Raw genomic sequence first — 15,337 nt, forward strand, 5'->3', positions numbered from 1 at the left:
AGAGCGTTATGCGTACCCGTGCTTTTTTTACTAAGCGAGTGAGCTTTATATTCGTTTTATTTACTTTATTTTCATTTAAAGGGGCTGCCCAGCAGCAAGATCAAACCCTTATTTTAGCCGGTAGTACAATTAATAGTTGCAGTGCTAATGCGGCGCAAAGTTGCAATACGCAAAATAACTCAAAGTCACAAAGTGTGTTTAAGGTAACCAATACTAATATTGAGCAAATAAAATTAAATTGGCCCACTAACAATACAAATAACCAAGCAAATGTTTTAAATACCTTACGTGCCCTTAGTAGCAAAAATGCAAACGCAGTCTCTAAAAGTGAGCTGCTTTGGCAATGGCGAGATATAAACAACGAGCAACTTAATAGCCTAACAAAGCAAGAGTTTAACTTTGTGTTTGATATGCTCGAACAACCTCATGCAAACACCACCCCAAAAGCTGAGCCACCAAGCAACGGCATATTGCAATTTATAGCGGGGAGCTTAAAGGTTTCTAACCCAACACCCACCTTATTAATTATTAGCGCAGCCCAGCGCGACCCATACGCACAGGTAGAGGCGCTTAAAACGCTTTTACCAAAAGGTGTAACCAGCCAATGGTTGCCGCTTACACCTGCACTTGCTAAAGCAATTACTAACAATACCTGTAGTGATTTACCGGCGCTGCGTCACTCACAAATGAACTTGTATAATCGCAGCAATGTATACCCCGAGCTCACAAAGGATGAGCAAACATTTTGTAATAATGGGGTTGAGGCGTTAGTTAATTTAATAAACACCAGTACCGGTGTTTTATTTAGCGACGGCACGGCTAAAAATGCTTTAAAAGCACTGTATGATGAAAATAATACTGCCTACCCTTGGACTAACGCGCTTAAAACTCGCCCTGTTATTGTAGGGCTAGGTGCAGGAAGCAAAATACAAAGCGAAAACGTCTATCTCTCACAGCACCAAAGCGAAGCGGTATTAAAAGCAAAGCTTGCCCCACAGCCTAATGCACTTAACGGGTTAAACACGTTTACCTATGGGCCACTCAGCACTCGCTTTAGTGAGCAAAATCAAACGCTAAACTTAGCCAGTACATTAAATACCGCAAAGCAAAAAAACGGTGATATTAAGCACGGTTTTGGTATTGATGAAAACACAGCCCTTGTTGTTATTAAATCCAACAAAGGAAATTTAATGACCGTAATAGGGCAAAGTGGGGTTGCGCATTTAAGTACGCAGCAAAAAGCAAACAGCTATAACTACTCGTACTGGCCTGCTCGCAGTGTAATAGATATTACTAATGCCGGGTTTGAACTTAGCGAGCGCACCATTAGCCAAGCATTAGCGCCTGTTAAAATACCACCTTTACCGGTACAGCGATTTGCCAATATATTAACCGATTCAAAACTACGCTCGCTTACGCAAGCTATGTGCCTAAGCCAAGAGCAAAGTGCGGTAGGGCAACACGATGACCTTTTAATAAATTTAACTGCCACAAAAAATACGCATTATTACCGCGTTAATACCCAGCCGTATGGTTGCGCGTTAAGTAATTTGTCACTGAATGTAGAGCGCTTTTAACCTTAAGCGCTAGTACTAAATATACTTAATAACCCGATACAAAGGTTTATGTTTATTTTAATCGGCTTTAAAATAGCGCCCAAGTAATTTATACCTATTCGCTTAATTTAGTGGTTACGTTTTACGAATAGGCATTAACCAAGCAGATTTTACAAAGAGCAATTTATGAATAACGAGCACGACATAATCGACAACCTAGCAGAGCTAGAAAACTTTTTAGTAATGGTAGAAAACGGCGGCTTAGGCTTAAAAGGTGTATCGGGTGTAGGTATGGCTACAAGCAATAAAGACGGCAGCCATTTTGTTGCAGTATTTGACGACAAACAACAGTTATTACTGGCGCGTGGCATAACAGCCGAGGTATTTGAAAACGGTAAAGACATGGTGCGTAACGGCGTAGGGCGTACACACTAATAAAAACTTAAAAGCGCCGTATGGCGCTTTTAAATGCTTAAAACTAACTCTAAAATATTTAAAGCCTGTCGACTTGTTTTGAACTAATACTGGTCACAATATTATTTTCAAAACGGATCAATACAATGTACATCCCACCAATTGAGCCTTTTAGTTTATAAGTAAACTCTTCTGTTTTAACTAAATTGTCGCCATTACCAATATCAACAGCTTCATTAAGTACATCTTTATAAAGTGGTGCGCCCACTACAGCTATAATGTCAGATTTAGTTTTACCCACACTTAATAGATTTCCGTTTTTAAGTCGAAAACTACCCTGAGCAAACGCAAAGCTTGAAATAAAAAGAGATAAAAGCAGAGGAAACACAATACGTTTTTTCATAAGTCATCCTTAAACACATAGTATTTAATGCTAGGTATACAAGGTAATACAGAAAAATGACAGTGAAAAAGAAATAAAGAGGAGGTTAAATGGTCGGTATGGCAGGATTTGAACCTGCGACCCCTGACACCCCATGACAGTGCGCTACCAAGCTGCGCTACATACCGACGTTGTTTGCAATAGTACGTATATTTTATTAAAAATCAATAAGTGATTGTTTGTTTGCGTGTTTATTGTGCAAATGAGCTAAAAAACTTTAAACTAAGGGCGTATCGCCCTTAGTAAGCACATGCCGTGCAGCCCATGTTAAACCACCAAAGAACAACACGCCCTAATCTTTATTTAGCCATTGGTTGATCGAGTCATACATTTCATCGCGTATCAGCGGTTGTGCTTCTTTATTTGGATGTAATTGATCTTTTTGCATTAAGTTTGGCTTATCTGCCACATTAAGCATAAAAAAGTTAAGTAAATGAGCATTTGTTTTTTCACTTACTTGTGTAAAACTGTCAGTGAACATTTTACTGTAACGCGGCCCGTAATTAGGGGGAATGTAAATTTCCATTAACGCGACCATGGCATTTTCAGCTTGGCTTTTTTCGATTAAATCCGTTAAGTTGGCCTGCATTTTTGTTACCGGAAAACCACGTAAACCATCATTAGCACCAAGCTCAATAAGTACATGGCTTGGTTGGTATTGCGCTAGTAAGGCATCTAGCCTGCGTAAAGCGCCACCGGTAGTCTCGCCACTAATACTGGCATTAATTAGCTCTATATTACGCTGCTCTGCATCGTATTTATCTTGTAACAATTTAACCCAGCCTTGCTCTTGTTTAAGCCCATAGGCTGCACTTAAACTGTCTCCAAGTATTAAAATCGTGTTGTCGGCCGCCGCACTAAGTGGTTTGATAACTAAAAATAAAACGAATACAAAACGTAGGATTGAATGAGTCATATGTCAGCGCTTTCTCAATTAAATATTATTCAAGTAAATGGTTTGTCTAAAGTAGTTTCTACCTTCGAAGGTGAGTTGCTCATCCTCAGCGACATCAGCTTTAATGTCAAGCATGGCGAGTCAGTTGCTATTGTTGGCACCTCTGGCTCAGGAAAATCCACGTTATTAAGTTTATTAGCGGGGCTAGATACCGCCAGCAGTGGTGAAATTACCCTTGATGGCGAGCCGCTACATAAATTAGATGAAGAGCAACGCGCGGCATTGCGTGCTGAAAAAGTAGGTTTTGTATTTCAATCTTTTATGTTGGTACAAAGCTTAACCGCACTTGAAAACGTGATGCTGCCGGCAGAGCTTGCTGGCGAAAGCGATGCCAAAGAGCAAGCTCTAGCCCTATTAGAAAAAGTGGGGCTGAGCCATCGTATTGATCATTACCCATCGCAACTCTCTGGTGGTGAGCAGCAACGTGTAGCCATTGCCCGCGCTTTTATTGGCACACCTAAAATTTTATTTGCCGATGAGCCTTCTGCAAATTTAGACAGTAAAAACGGCAAAATGGTGGAGTCACTATTATTTGATTTAAACCAGCAGCACGGCACAACGCTAATTTTAGTAACTCACGATGAAGCACTCGCGCAAAAGTGCCAGCATATTGTACAAATTGAAGCGGGCTGCTTAGTTAAAAACTCAAAAGAGGACGTAGCGAATGTGGGCTAAGTTAGCACTTAAATTATTTGCACGTGAATTTCGCCGCGGCGAACTTACGGTAATTAGTGCCGCCATTGCGCTGGCGGTGTTAACGGTGCTTACACTGTCTATGGTCACTGAGCGAATAGCACAAAGCATAGCGCAAAAAAGTAGCGCGTTTATTGCCGCAGATAGAGTACTGGCAAGCGCCCATGAGCTAGATACGGCGTTTATTAGCAAAGCCAAACAAGAAAACTTACAAACTGCGCAAATGATCTACTTTGATACCATGTTATTTGCCAACGACGAGATGCAATTTACCTCGGTAAAAGCGGCATCTAACGAATACCCGTTAAAAGGCGAGTTAAAAGTAAAATCATCGTTGCTTGGCGAAACACAAGTAGCGCAGGGCGGCCCAAAGCCTGGCAATGTGTGGCTAAGTGAATCGGTTTTTTACAGCTTAAATATTGATATTGGCAGCCAAGTAGAGCTAGGCGCAGCAGTATTTAATGTAGAAAAAGTGGTGGTTGAAGAGCCAGATGCGCCGTTTAATGTATTTTCGAGCAGCCGCAGAGTGCTTATAAATATTGCTGATGTTGCAAAAACTGAGGTTATTCAACCTGGCAGCCGAGTAAATTATCGCCAACTCTATGCAGGCGATGAATCAGATATAACGCGGTTTTATGAATGGTTAAAGCCGCAAATGGCTGAAAACCAACGTTGGTATGGTGTAAAAGATAGGCAGTCGCCCATATCAAATAGCTTAAACCGTGCAGAAAGCTTTTTATTACTGGCCGGTTTGCTGGGCATTATTTTGGCTACGGTTGCTATTGCTGTGTCGGCAAAGCGTTATTGTGAGCGCCAATACGACCCCGTAGCAATGATGAAAACCCTTGGCGGAAGCCGTGCATTAATTCGTAAAATATATTTTATGCACTTACTCATGGTGTGTGCTTTAGCGGTTATTGTGGGATTAGCCATAGGTTACGGTTTGCAAGAAATAGCCACTGGTTATTTAGCAAAAAGTATGGATATGAGTTTACCTGCCGCCGGGTTTAAACCTTGGCTGGTGGCCATTAGCACAGGCGTTATATGTGCAGTTATGTTCTCTATTAAGCCACTGCTTGATTTATTTGATATTCCACCGCTTAGGGTATTGCGCCGTAATTTAGGCGACAGACTAGCGGTAAGCCGTGTGCACTTAGGTTTAAGCGCGCTTACGGTGTTTTTATTAATGTGGTTATTTAGTAACAACATTAAAATAACGCTTATTTTATTTGTCTCTACGCTTGCTTTGATTGCGGTTTTGTTTGTTATTTCAAAACTAATATTTGGCGGTGGTCGTAAATTAGGTTTAAAACCAGGCAATAGTTGGTCGTTAGCTATTGCTTCTATACAAAAGCGTGCCAACGTAAATGCGGTGCAGCTTATTAGCTTTTCATTGGCGATTAAATTGCTATTGTTTTTGATTGTGCTTAAAAACGACATGATCTCAGATTGGCAGTCTCAATTACCCGCCGATGCACCTAATGCATTTTTAGTTAATATTACGCAAAACGAACTAGAGCCTGTAAATAATTACCTAGCAGAGAACGATATTTTAGTTTCGGATTTTTATCCAACCATTCGTGGGCGAGTAAATGCGGTAAATGGCGAGCTTGTGGCGCGTAAAGTGTCGTTGCAAGATAACGAGAAAAAAGATGAAGAAGCGCGTTCAGGCATTGGCCGTGAGCTTAATCTAACCTGGCTTGATAATGTGCCAGCCCAAAACGAAATTGTGCAAGGGCAGTGGTTTGGCGAAGGCGCAGTGGGTGAGGCATCGGTTGAGGAGTCTATGTTGGAGCGCCTAGACGTAGAAATAGGCGACACCTTAACATTTTTAATTGGTGCGCAATCATTTGACGCCAAAATTACCAGTGTGCGTAAAGTAAATTGGGCGACGCTAAAACCTAACTTTTTTATTATTTTAAGCCCCGACGTGCTAAAAGATTTTCCGGCAACGTATATTTCATCTGTGCGTATAGAGCCAGAGCAAAAGAAAGCGTTTAGCCAGTTACTGCGCACTTATCCAACCATTACCGCCATCGATGTAGATAACTTTGTTAAGCAAATACAGTCAACCATTGAGCAGGTGTCGTTAGCTATTGGCTTTGTGCTTGCTATTGTGGTTTTGTGTGGTGCATTAGTGCTTATATCTCAGGTGCAAGCGAGTCTTGGCGAGCGAATGCAAGAAATAGTAATACTGCGAACTTTAGGCGCCAAAGGGCGGCTAATAAAAAATGCGACGCTTTATGAGTTTTTGCTATTAGGTGGCTTAGCTGGGTTTGTAGCCGCATTATTTAGTGATGTAGCCTTGCTGATTGTTCAGCAGCAAATGTTTGACTTAGCCGGTAAATTGCACCCGACAATTTGGCTAATAGGGCCTGTGTCGGGCGGGGTGTTTGTAGCCGCGCTTGGCTACTTTATGATTGCCCGTAAACTTAAACAAAATACCCAAGGCTTAGTACGTGCTTTAGCCTAAGCTATACTTTTAACGCTAAACGCCCGCACTAAATTGCGGGCGTTTTTGTTTTTACTCGCCACTGGTAATTTATACAGTGCTCTGGCATTATTACCGTTATTGAAAAATAACAATAATGAGTGTGCTGTTTGGCCATTATTTTAGGGATTGACCCAGGTTCACGTTTAACAGGTTATGGTGTGGTTGCGCATCAAGGCGCTAAATTTACCTATTTAGGAAGCGGGTGCATTAAATTAGCCGAGCATGAGTTCCCCATACGATTAAAAATGATCTACCAAGGGATCACGCAAATAATAGAGCAGTTCTCCCCCGAAACCTTTGCCATAGAAAAAGTATTTATGGCGCATAACCCGGATGCCGCGCTAAAACTTGGCCAAGCCCGAGGTGCCGCGATAGTGGGAGCCTCTATGGCCGACTTACCCGTATTTGAATACTCAGCCCGGCAAATTAAACAAGCCGTGGTAGGTAATGGCGGCGCCGATAAATCGCAAGTGCAACACATGGTAAAAAATATTTTAAAATTACCTGGCACACCGCAAGCCGATGCGGCCGATGCGCTTGCCATTGCAATTTGCCATGCGCACTCAGAACAAAATTTAATAAAACTAGCGGGTAGCGCAAGCAAAACCGTTAGAGGACGTTTAAGGAAATAAATATGATTGGCCGTTTAAATGGCATTTTAGTTGAAAAGCAGCCGCCCGAAATTTTATTAGAAGTAAGCGGCGTAGGCTACGAAGTACAAATGCCCATGACCTGTTTTTACGACTTACCCAATATTGGCGAAAACGCCATAGTGTACACGCACTTTGTAGTACGCGAAGACGCACAATTATTATTTGGCTTTAATAATAAAACCGAGCGCGCGCTTTTTAGAGAACTATTAAAAGCAAATGGTGTGGGTCCCAAACTAGGCTTAGCTATTTTGTCGGGCATGTCGGCGCAGCAATTTGTTAGTTGCGTAAACAACGAAGATGCCACAACATTGGTTAAATTACCGGGTGTGGGTAAAAAAACCGCTGAGCGTTTAGTGCTAGAAATGAAAGACCGCTTAAAAGATTGGGGTAACGATTTATTTACGCCATTTAGCGATAATGCCGTTATAGAGCCTCCTAGCGATGCAACAATTGCCAATAATGCTGCAGACGATGCCGTATCGGCACTTGTTGCGCTTGGTTATAAATTGCCACAGGCGCAAAAAGCAGTAAAATCGGTAAGTAAACCCGATATGTCTACTGAGGTTCTTATTAAAGAATCTTTAAAATCAATGTTGTGAGTAACCCATGATTGAAGCTGATCGTTTAATTGACGCGAGCGAAAAAACCAACGAAGACACCATAGACCGCGCAATAAGGCCCAAGCTTTTAGCCGACTACAAAGGTCAGCCGCATGTTAAGCAGCAAATGGAAATATTTATAGAGGCAGCGCGCAGCCGCGGTGAAGCGCTCGATCATCTATTAATATTTGGCCCGCCGGGCTTAGGTAAAACCACGCTTGCTAATATTGTTGCCAATGAGCTTAATGTAAGTATTAAAACCACTTCAGGCCCAGTACTTGAAAAAGCTGGCGACCTTGCTGCATTGCTTACCAACCTTGAAGAAGGCGATGTGCTGTTTATTGATGAAATACACAGACTCAGCCCACAAGTTGAAGAAATACTTTACCCCGCAATGGAAGATTACCAACTCGATATTATGATTGGTGAAGGCCCCGCTGCACGCTCTATTAAATTAGACTTACCGCCGTTTACGCTTATTGGCGCGACAACACGCGCAGGCTCACTTACCTCACCACTTAGAGACCGTTTTGGTATAGTGCAGCGCTTAGAGTTTTACTCGGTAGCTGACCTATCGCATATAGTGGGGCGCTCTGCACATTACCTAGATTTACAAATGTGCGACGATGGCGCTACCGAAATTGCAAAACGCTCACGAGGCACACCGCGTATAGCAAACCGCTTATTACGTCGTGTGCGCGATTACACGCAAGTAAAATCAGATGGTACAGTAAATGCCTCAGTTGCTGAGCTTGCCCTTGATATGATTGACGTAGATAAAAGCGGGTTTGATTACATGGACCGTAAATATTTACTTGCCATTATCGAAAAATTTATGGGTGGGCCTGTAGGGCTAGATAATTTAGCCGCCGCCATAGGCGAAGAAAAAGAAACCATTGAAGATGTAATAGAGCCGTTTTTAATTCAGCAAGGTTTTATACAGCGCACACCGCGCGGGCGAATTGTGTCAGACAATGCGTATCATCACTTTGGTTTACTCCCAAAACAAGATTAACCCCTCTTTAGCCTGTTACAGAAAATGTAGCGGGCTACTTCCTCTGTTAAATGTAATACCAATTTGCAATAACACTTAATCATTTTACGAGGCAAACGTATCGCTACCTGCGTTAAAAACTCTCATTTACGACTGCATGCAGAATGTATAGCAGTGCAGGAGCAATTGCCAAGAACAACGAAATAGCGAATTTTTTGCCTAGCTATCAACACGTTTTTCCAGCCTCAACATAGCTCACTTAATTAAGAAAATTAGTATAGTTTTTTTAAAACTTACTCAGCTTTCAGCCACTTTGTTGCAAATGTAACCAATAAATTAAAATCGTTTTGTAATTCACTTAACGTTAAGACTGGCGTGGCTATGCTGCGTACCATTAAAACCAGTTAGCTTTAAAGCAGTAGCAACATAAGAGACTAGATGTAGCACTATTCGTGTTAATAAGTTTTACCTTGTTATAAACATGCTTTCTACTGAAAGTAGATAATTTAATAATACAAACTGGTAAAAAAAGATAGTAAATACACCGTTGGCAATTAAACAGATTGTGTAATTTATACCGGTTGTATGCCAAGTTAGCGGTAAAATTTAGGCAAAAAAAAGCCCGCATATAATGCGGGCAAACAACAAGTTGAAGGAAGTAATCCAGGGAACTACGTTTTACTTAATCAGGTTTTATCCAAAAAGAGTAAAACAATGTAATACGATTAAAAATCCTATTACTAAGAACTTGGCTTAATGAAAAATGTTTCATTCAGTGCGTAAGCTCGGTATGGGAGAATAATACGGAATAAGCATTTTTTGTTCAAACTAGAAAATTTAAAATTTCAGATAAGAAAAACTAATCTGATGAATTTTTTTGTTGTTCGAATCTTGTACGTTAATTATTCGTTAACTTTATAAGTGGCTGAAAATTAATAAATAACTGGTCTGAGCTGTATTGTTGCAGTATTAGTTATATTAGTACATGCAAAGTGGCGTGAATTACTTTTGCGTGCTTATGCACTTTTTATGAATAAACGGTGCGTTTTATTAAGTTTACTGCGTATATTTACGCACTTTTGTAGTATTAAGTTGTGTTTTACTAAACGCGGTAGTCGCGTTTTAGAAACAAACAAGCGATTAAGCGTATGTTTAACGTTTTTTGTTGCCAATTCATAGCAATATCGTTGTCAGTAAACCCTTGACTCGATACACTAGATGCAACTTATGGCCGTTACAATGGTCTTATTTACACAAAATAACCAAATTGACGTTTTTTGAAATTATTTAGGAGTTTAACGTGGGATCAGGGCTTAATTTTTTAGATCTAATTCTAGAAGCCAGTTTGCTTGTGCAGTTAGTAATGCTAGCGCTAGTAGCAATGTCTGTTATGTCATGGGCAATTATTTTTCAGCGCAAAAAAGCAATTAGCGACGCCTTGTCTGATGCAAAAAAATTCGAACAAAAATTTTGGTCAGGTATCGACTTAAGCAAACTATACAACGAAATCTCATCACGTAGCGGTCAATCTCATGGTATTGAAGCGTTATTTACATCAGGCTTTAAAGAGTTTGCACGCCATAAAAAGAACACCTTTCAAAGTGCAGGCATTGTAATGGAAGGTACGCATCGCTCTATGCGTGTGGCACTGTCGCGTGAAATCGAAAAACTAGAATCGAGCTTATCATTTTTAGCAACAGTGGGTTCAATTAGTCCGTATATCGGCTTATTCGGTACGGTGTGGGGTATTATGAATGCCTTTATTGCACTTGGTGAAGTGAAGCAAGCAACATTACAAATGGTAGCGCCAGGTATTGCTGAGGCACTTATTGCAACGGCAATGGGCTTATTTGCGGCTATTCCGGCTGTTATTGCGTATAACCGCTTTGCTAATAAAGTTGAAAAACTAGAATCACACTACATCAACTTTATGGAAGAATTTGCCAATATTTTACACCGTCAAGCAGCTACCCAAATAGAGGCTAAAGCGAATGTATCAGCGTAAGAAGCGCCGTCCGGTCGCAGAAATTAATGTAGTACCTTACATTGATGTAATGTTGGTATTGCTAATTATATTTATGGCAACAGCACCGCTTATTACTCACGGTGTGAAAGTTGATTTACCAAAAATGGAAGAGTCGGATTTAGTTGATACTAAAGACACGCCACCCATTATTGCCTCAATTGACTCGGCAGGTAAGTACTATGTAAGCATAGGCACTGATCCAGAAGAGCCAATGGAAGCACTTGATGTGGCCGCGGTTATTAAGCTACAGCTAATGAAAAACCCTGATGTACCAGTAATGATTAAAGGCTCTGGTAAGGTTTCTTACCAAGAAGTATTGTTATTAATGGACTTTTTAAAGAATGCTGGCGTACCATCTGTGGGTTTAATGACAGAATCCTTTGAGGGGACACAGTAGTAACATGAATAGTTCTATAATCAAGTCAGTACTTTTACATTTAGGTTTAGGGGGCTTTTTGTGGGCAACTGCAAATATACACCCACCGGCACCTAAAGTAATGGAAGTGACTCTTAATTCGGCTATTCCTGAGCCTGATAATGCGGTTTCGGCGGTCACGGTTGATCAAAAACAAGTTGAGCAAAAAATTGCTGAGCTACAAAAAAAAGAAGATGCTAAAAAACGCGCTGAAGATAAACGCATTCGCGACTTAGAACGCAGAGCCGCGAATGCGCGTAAACAGCGTGAAGCCGAAGCGCGTAATATTAAAAAGCTAGAGCAACAGCGCAAAGCAAAAGAGAAAGAAAAAGCACAAGCTGAGGCTGAAGCTAAAAAAGCGCGCGAAATTGAACAAAAAGAGCGTGCTAAAGCAAAACAAGCTGAAAAGCAAAAGCAAGAAGCTGAAAACGCCGCTAAAGCTGCTGCAGATAAACGCAAAGCAGAAGAAGAGGCACTGAAAAAAGCCGAAGCAGAGCGTAAAAAGCGTGAAGCAGAAGCTAAAGAGCGTGCAAAAGAAGCCGAGCGTAAACGTCAGCAAGCGCTGCAAGAGCAAATGTTACAAGAACAACTTGCTAAAGAGCAGGCTGCACGTAGTAAAATACGCCAACAGCAAGTAGTGAGCGAAGTTGATAAGTACCGTGCTTTAATTATGGCGCGCATTCAGCAAAACTTACTGATTGATGAAAAAATGAAAAACCAACAGTGTCGAGTAAATATTCGTCTTGGGTTTAATGGTTTAGTAACGCAAGTTAAATCGTTAGGGGGTGATAAGCTAGTGTGTGAAGCTGCACTTAGAGCTGTGCGCATGGCCGATACATTACCTGTATCTAAAGACAAAGACGTATTCGAGCAACTTAAGAATATTAATTTAACAATCAAGCCAGAATTTTAAAGGAATGATATGTTCAGCAAAATTAAAATAGCCTTTGTAGTTATATTATTAGGGTTTCAGGGTGTAGCGAATGCGGCACTTGAAATTGTAATAACTGAAGGTGTAGACGGCGCACGTCCTATTGCCATCGTGCCTTTTAAATACAACGGTGTTGGCCCAATTCCACAAAAATTGAGCGATGTAATTGCTGCCGATTTAATGCGCAGTGGTAAGTTTAAACCGGTAGATGTAGCACAAATGCCACAGCTTCCTAATAAAGATGGCGACATTGACTACGCAGCATGGGTAAACCAAGGTGTAGAAGCGGTTGTAGTAGGCGAGGTAGAGCAGCAAACTGATGGGCGTTACTTAGTACGCTACGAATTAGTTGATGTTATTCGTGGGCAAATTACCGGTGGCCAAACTCAAATGATGAGCAGCGGTAAACTAGTAAAAAGCCAAGATCATATTTTAGAAGCGCGCGAAAGCGTAATTGGTGAAAGTGGCTTTCGCCGTTATTCACACCGCATAAGCGATGTAGTATATGAAAAGCTAACCGGTGAAAAAGGCGCGTTTTTAACTAAAATTGCTTATGTAATCGTACGTGAAGACCAAGCTAAGCCATACCAATTAGTGGTTGCCGATTACGATGGCTTTAACGAGCAAGTATTATTGCGCTCAAAAGAGCCGTTAATGTCGCCAGCTTGGTCACCAGACGGTACTAAGCTTGCTTATGTAACGTTTGAAAACCGCCAAAGCCAAATTTACATTCAAGACCTATACTCAGGTAAGCGTGAGCTGATCACTAGTTACCGTGGTATTAACGGTGCACCGCAGTTTTCACCCGATGGCAAAAAAATGTTATTGGTGCTTTCTAAAGATAAAACAGGTGCAACCGAAGTTTACGTTTTAGATTTAGCAACCCGTAAAGAAACACGCCTTACACGCCACCGTAGTATAGATACTGAACCATCTTGGTATCCAAATGGCCAGGATATTGTGTTTACATCTGAAAGGGGTGGTAATGCCCAGATTTATAAGTTAAATTTAAGAACTGGTAGGTCACAACGATTGACCTTCGACGGCGATATGAACCTAGCGGGTTCTATAACGCCAGACAGTAAAGAATTAGTGATGGTTAACCGTACCAACGGGCAGTACCATCTTGCTAAGAAAGAGCTGGCTACAGGCGCGTTTCAAGTATTAACGCGAACTCGCCTTGATGAATCACCGAGCATAGCGCCAAACGGTTCGATGATCATTTATAGCACGCTTCATAATAATAAACAGGTACTCGCGCTGGTATCGATGGACGGTCGCTTTAAAGCACGTTTACCCGTGCTAGACGGACAAGTAAAGGCACCAGCTTGGTCGCCATATTTACAGTAATATTTGCTGGTTTACTCAAAAATAGGAATCTACTCAATGCAACTTAACAAAGTACTTAAAGGCCTGCTAATCGCTGTGCCAGTAATGACATTAGCCGCTTGTAGCTCATCTTCAGATATTGATGAAGGCGCAGCTAACCAATCAAATCAAAGTGCAGTTGAGCAATCAACAAACACGGATACAGTTGAAGTAGCAACAATTTCACCTGAACAACAAGCAGAAGAGCAACTTCGTCAAAAGTATGAAGCGCTTCGTCAAGAACAAATTATTTACTTTGACTTCGACAAAGCAACTGTTGAGAACAAGTACGCAGAATTACTTCGTGCACATGCTGAGTTTTTAGTTCAGAACCCTTCAGTAAAAGTATTAATTGAAGGTCACGCTGATGAGCGCGGTACGCCTGAGTACAACATTGCACTAGGTGAGCACCGTGGCCAAGCTGTAGAAAAATACCTACAAAGCTTAGGTGTTTCTGCTAGCCAAATGTCAGTAGTTAGCTACGGTGAAGAGAAACCAATGGTTAAATCTCGCACTGAATCAGCTTTCGCTAAAAACCGCCGTGCGGTACTAGTTTACTAAGATAAGAGATATTATGAAGCCGAAAATTATTTTGGCAGCCATGATATTGAGCGGGAGCACCCAAGTTTTGGCTGCTCCCGCTCCTGTTTCAGAAGCTGCAAGTTCACAGTCGAGCATAGAGAAGCGTTTAGCGTCACTAGAAAACATGATGCAGTCGCGAAACTTATTACAAGTTGAATTACAGCAACAACTTAATCTACTTCAAGATGAAGTAAGCCAAATTCGCGGTGTTACTGAAGAGCAAAGTTATAAACTTGAAAAAGTACTTCAGCGCCAGCGTGAGCTTTATCAAGAAATAGAAAACCGCGTAAGCCAAGCGTATACACAACCCGCTGCTGCGCCTGCAACCGATTACACGCAATCGAGCGACGCACAAACCTATAGCAGTGACTTATCTGAAAACGAAGCGTATGAGCGTGCAGTAGCGCTAATAATGAAAGATAAACGCTACGACCAAGCTATTCCTGAGTTTCAAACATTTTTAACAACCTATCCTAATTCTGTGTATGCCTCTAATGCACATTATTGGCTTGGGCAGTTGCTGACTATTAAAAATGATGGTGTAAAAGCAAGTGAGCATTTTAAAGTTGTGGTTAATGAGTTTCCAAACTCAAATAAACGACCAGATGCCATGTTAAAGTTAGGCACGCTTTTACAAGAGCAAGGCCTGAATCAAGAGGCACAAAAAATATTGGGTGATCTAATTAACCAATATCCAAGTACAACTGCTGCAAAACTTGCAACCGAGCGTCTAGCTAATTAGGACGCATTTAAGCGGTGTATTTAAAGCTCAAACTACATAGAAATACTCGGCGAATCTTGTATTTGCATGTAGTTTGAGCACAAACGCTTTAATTTTGCTCACCTAGGCATAAAAACTGAAAAAAAGAGACATTTTCGGTTGCACTCATTTTATAAATAAGTATTATAAGCGCCCGCAGCAAACGAATGGTTACCCCACTCAAAATGCGGCAAAAAGAGCGGGTCATTAGCTCAGTTGGTAGAGCAGTGGACTTTTAATCCATTGGTCGATGGTTCAAGTCCATCATGACCCACCATTCTTTATTAAGGTAAAGATTGGTTTAATCGGCGGATTTACGCAGCTATCTTAAACAGTAGCACACAGAGCGGGTCATTAGCTCAGTTGGTAGAGCAGTGGACTTTTAATCCATTGGTCGATGGTTCAAGTCCATCATGACCCACCATTCTTTATTTAAGTAAAGATTGGTTCAATCG

General features: G+C 41.2%; 15 protein-coding genes and 3 tRNA genes. 15 read left to right on the top strand and 3 right to left on the bottom strand.

All coding sequences use genetic code 11. From position 1 onward, the window contains the following. Positions 1–8 precede the first annotated feature (8 nt). Together PSH41_RS09935 and PSH41_RS09940 are read left to right on the top strand one after the other, a co-directional pair. Positions 9–1,577: a cyanophycinase gene (locus PSH41_RS09935; RefSeq protein ID WP_273589994.1), complete on the top strand. Its 1,569-nt coding sequence runs from the start codon at positions 9–11 to the stop codon at positions 1,575–1,577. Between the two features lie 165 nt (positions 1,578–1,742). Then, positions 1,743–1,991 carry a hypothetical protein gene (locus PSH41_RS09940; RefSeq protein ID WP_004587250.1) on the top strand — a complete coding sequence of 83 codons (249 nt, stop codon included), beginning with the start codon at positions 1,743–1,745 and terminating at the stop codon, positions 1,989–1,991. A gap of 58 nt (positions 1,992–2,049) precedes the next feature. Here the strand turns inward: PSH41_RS09940 and PSH41_RS09945 are convergent, their stop codons facing one another. The 3 genes from PSH41_RS09945 to PSH41_RS09955 all read right to left on the bottom strand — a co-directional run bounded on the left by PSH41_RS09945 (position 2,050) and on the right by PSH41_RS09955 (position 3,328). Continuing rightward, entirely contained in the window at positions 2,050–2,373 is a 324-nt protein-coding gene (locus PSH41_RS09945; RefSeq protein ID WP_273589995.1) for a hypothetical protein, read from the bottom strand. A gap of 90 nt (positions 2,374–2,463) precedes the next feature. Further along, positions 2,464–2,540: transfer RNA gene (locus PSH41_RS09950), tRNA-Pro, on the bottom strand. Between the two features lie 164 nt (positions 2,541–2,704). Next, positions 2,705–3,328: an arylesterase gene (locus PSH41_RS09955; protein ID WP_154945978.1), complete on the bottom strand. Its 624-nt coding sequence runs from the start codon at positions 3,326–3,328 to the stop codon at positions 2,705–2,707. Here PSH41_RS09955 and PSH41_RS09960 point away from each other — a divergent pair, their 5' ends adjacent. The 13 genes from PSH41_RS09960 to PSH41_RS10020 all read left to right on the top strand — a co-directional run bounded on the left by PSH41_RS09960 (position 3,329) and on the right by PSH41_RS10020 (position 15,306). Then, a complete protein-coding gene (locus tag PSH41_RS09960; protein WP_273589997.1) occupies positions 3,329–4,042 on the top strand; it encodes an ABC transporter ATP-binding protein in 714 nt (237 codons plus the stop codon). After that, positions 4,032–6,533, top strand: a complete 2,502-nt coding sequence (locus tag PSH41_RS09965) for an ABC transporter permease (RefSeq protein WP_273589996.1) — start codon at positions 4,032–4,034, stop codon at positions 6,531–6,533. The genes PSH41_RS09960 and PSH41_RS09965 overlap by 11 nt, the downstream gene beginning before the upstream one ends. Positions 6,534–6,661: 128 nt before the next feature. Then, the gene (gene ruvC / locus PSH41_RS09970) at positions 6,662–7,186 is read left to right on the top strand and encodes a crossover junction endodeoxyribonuclease RuvC (protein ID WP_004587270.1); all 525 of its coding nucleotides are present in this window, start codon (positions 6,662–6,664) and stop codon (positions 7,184–7,186) included. Between the two features lie 2 nt (positions 7,187–7,188). Continuing rightward, positions 7,189–7,806, top strand: coding sequence for a Holliday junction branch migration protein RuvA (gene ruvA, locus PSH41_RS09975; RefSeq protein ID WP_089347320.1), 618 nt, complete (start codon positions 7,189–7,191; stop codon positions 7,804–7,806). Positions 7,807–7,813: 7 nt separating this feature from the next. Beyond that, a complete protein-coding gene (gene ruvB, locus PSH41_RS09980; RefSeq protein ID WP_004587272.1) occupies positions 7,814–8,821 on the top strand; it encodes a Holliday junction branch migration DNA helicase RuvB in 1,008 nt (335 codons plus the stop codon). 1,279 nt (positions 8,822–10,100) lie between these two features. After that, on the top strand, positions 10,101–10,805 hold the full coding sequence (tolQ, locus tag PSH41_RS09985; protein ID WP_004587273.1) for a protein TolQ: 705 nt from the start codon (positions 10,101–10,103) through the stop codon (positions 10,803–10,805). Continuing rightward, positions 10,792–11,223, top strand: a complete 432-nt coding sequence (gene tolR / locus PSH41_RS09990) for a protein TolR (RefSeq protein WP_004587274.1) — start codon at positions 10,792–10,794, stop codon at positions 11,221–11,223. Before tolQ ends, tolR begins: the two co-directional genes overlap by 14 nt. Before the next feature lie 4 nt (positions 11,224–11,227). Further along, entirely contained in the window at positions 11,228–12,154 is a 927-nt protein-coding gene (gene tolA / locus PSH41_RS09995) for a cell envelope integrity protein TolA (RefSeq protein ID WP_024032176.1), read from the top strand. Between the two features lie 9 nt (positions 12,155–12,163). Continuing rightward, positions 12,164–13,522, top strand: coding sequence for a Tol-Pal system beta propeller repeat protein TolB (gene tolB, locus PSH41_RS10000; protein ID WP_004587276.1), 1,359 nt, complete (start codon positions 12,164–12,166; stop codon positions 13,520–13,522). A gap of 36 nt (positions 13,523–13,558) precedes the next feature. Beyond that, complete coding sequence (gene pal, locus PSH41_RS10005; protein WP_004587277.1) at positions 13,559–14,101, top strand: peptidoglycan-associated lipoprotein Pal; 543 nt, start codon at positions 13,559–13,561, stop codon at positions 14,099–14,101. A 13-nt stretch (positions 14,102–14,114) separates the two neighbouring features. Then, entirely contained in the window at positions 14,115–14,864 is a 750-nt protein-coding gene (ybgF, locus tag PSH41_RS10010; RefSeq protein WP_004587278.1) for a tol-pal system protein YbgF, read from the top strand. Between the two features lie 219 nt (positions 14,865–15,083). Further along, positions 15,084–15,159: transfer RNA gene (locus PSH41_RS10015), tRNA-Lys, on the top strand. A gap of 71 nt (positions 15,160–15,230) precedes the next feature. Continuing rightward, a tRNA-Lys gene (locus PSH41_RS10020) sits at positions 15,231–15,306 on the top strand. The last annotated feature ends 31 nt before the right edge of the window (positions 15,307–15,337 follow it).

The organism is Pseudoalteromonas sp. CST2, from assembly GCF_028599385.1.
Taxonomy (GTDB): domain Bacteria; phylum Pseudomonadota; class Gammaproteobacteria; order Enterobacterales; family Alteromonadaceae; genus Pseudoalteromonas; species Pseudoalteromonas atlantica.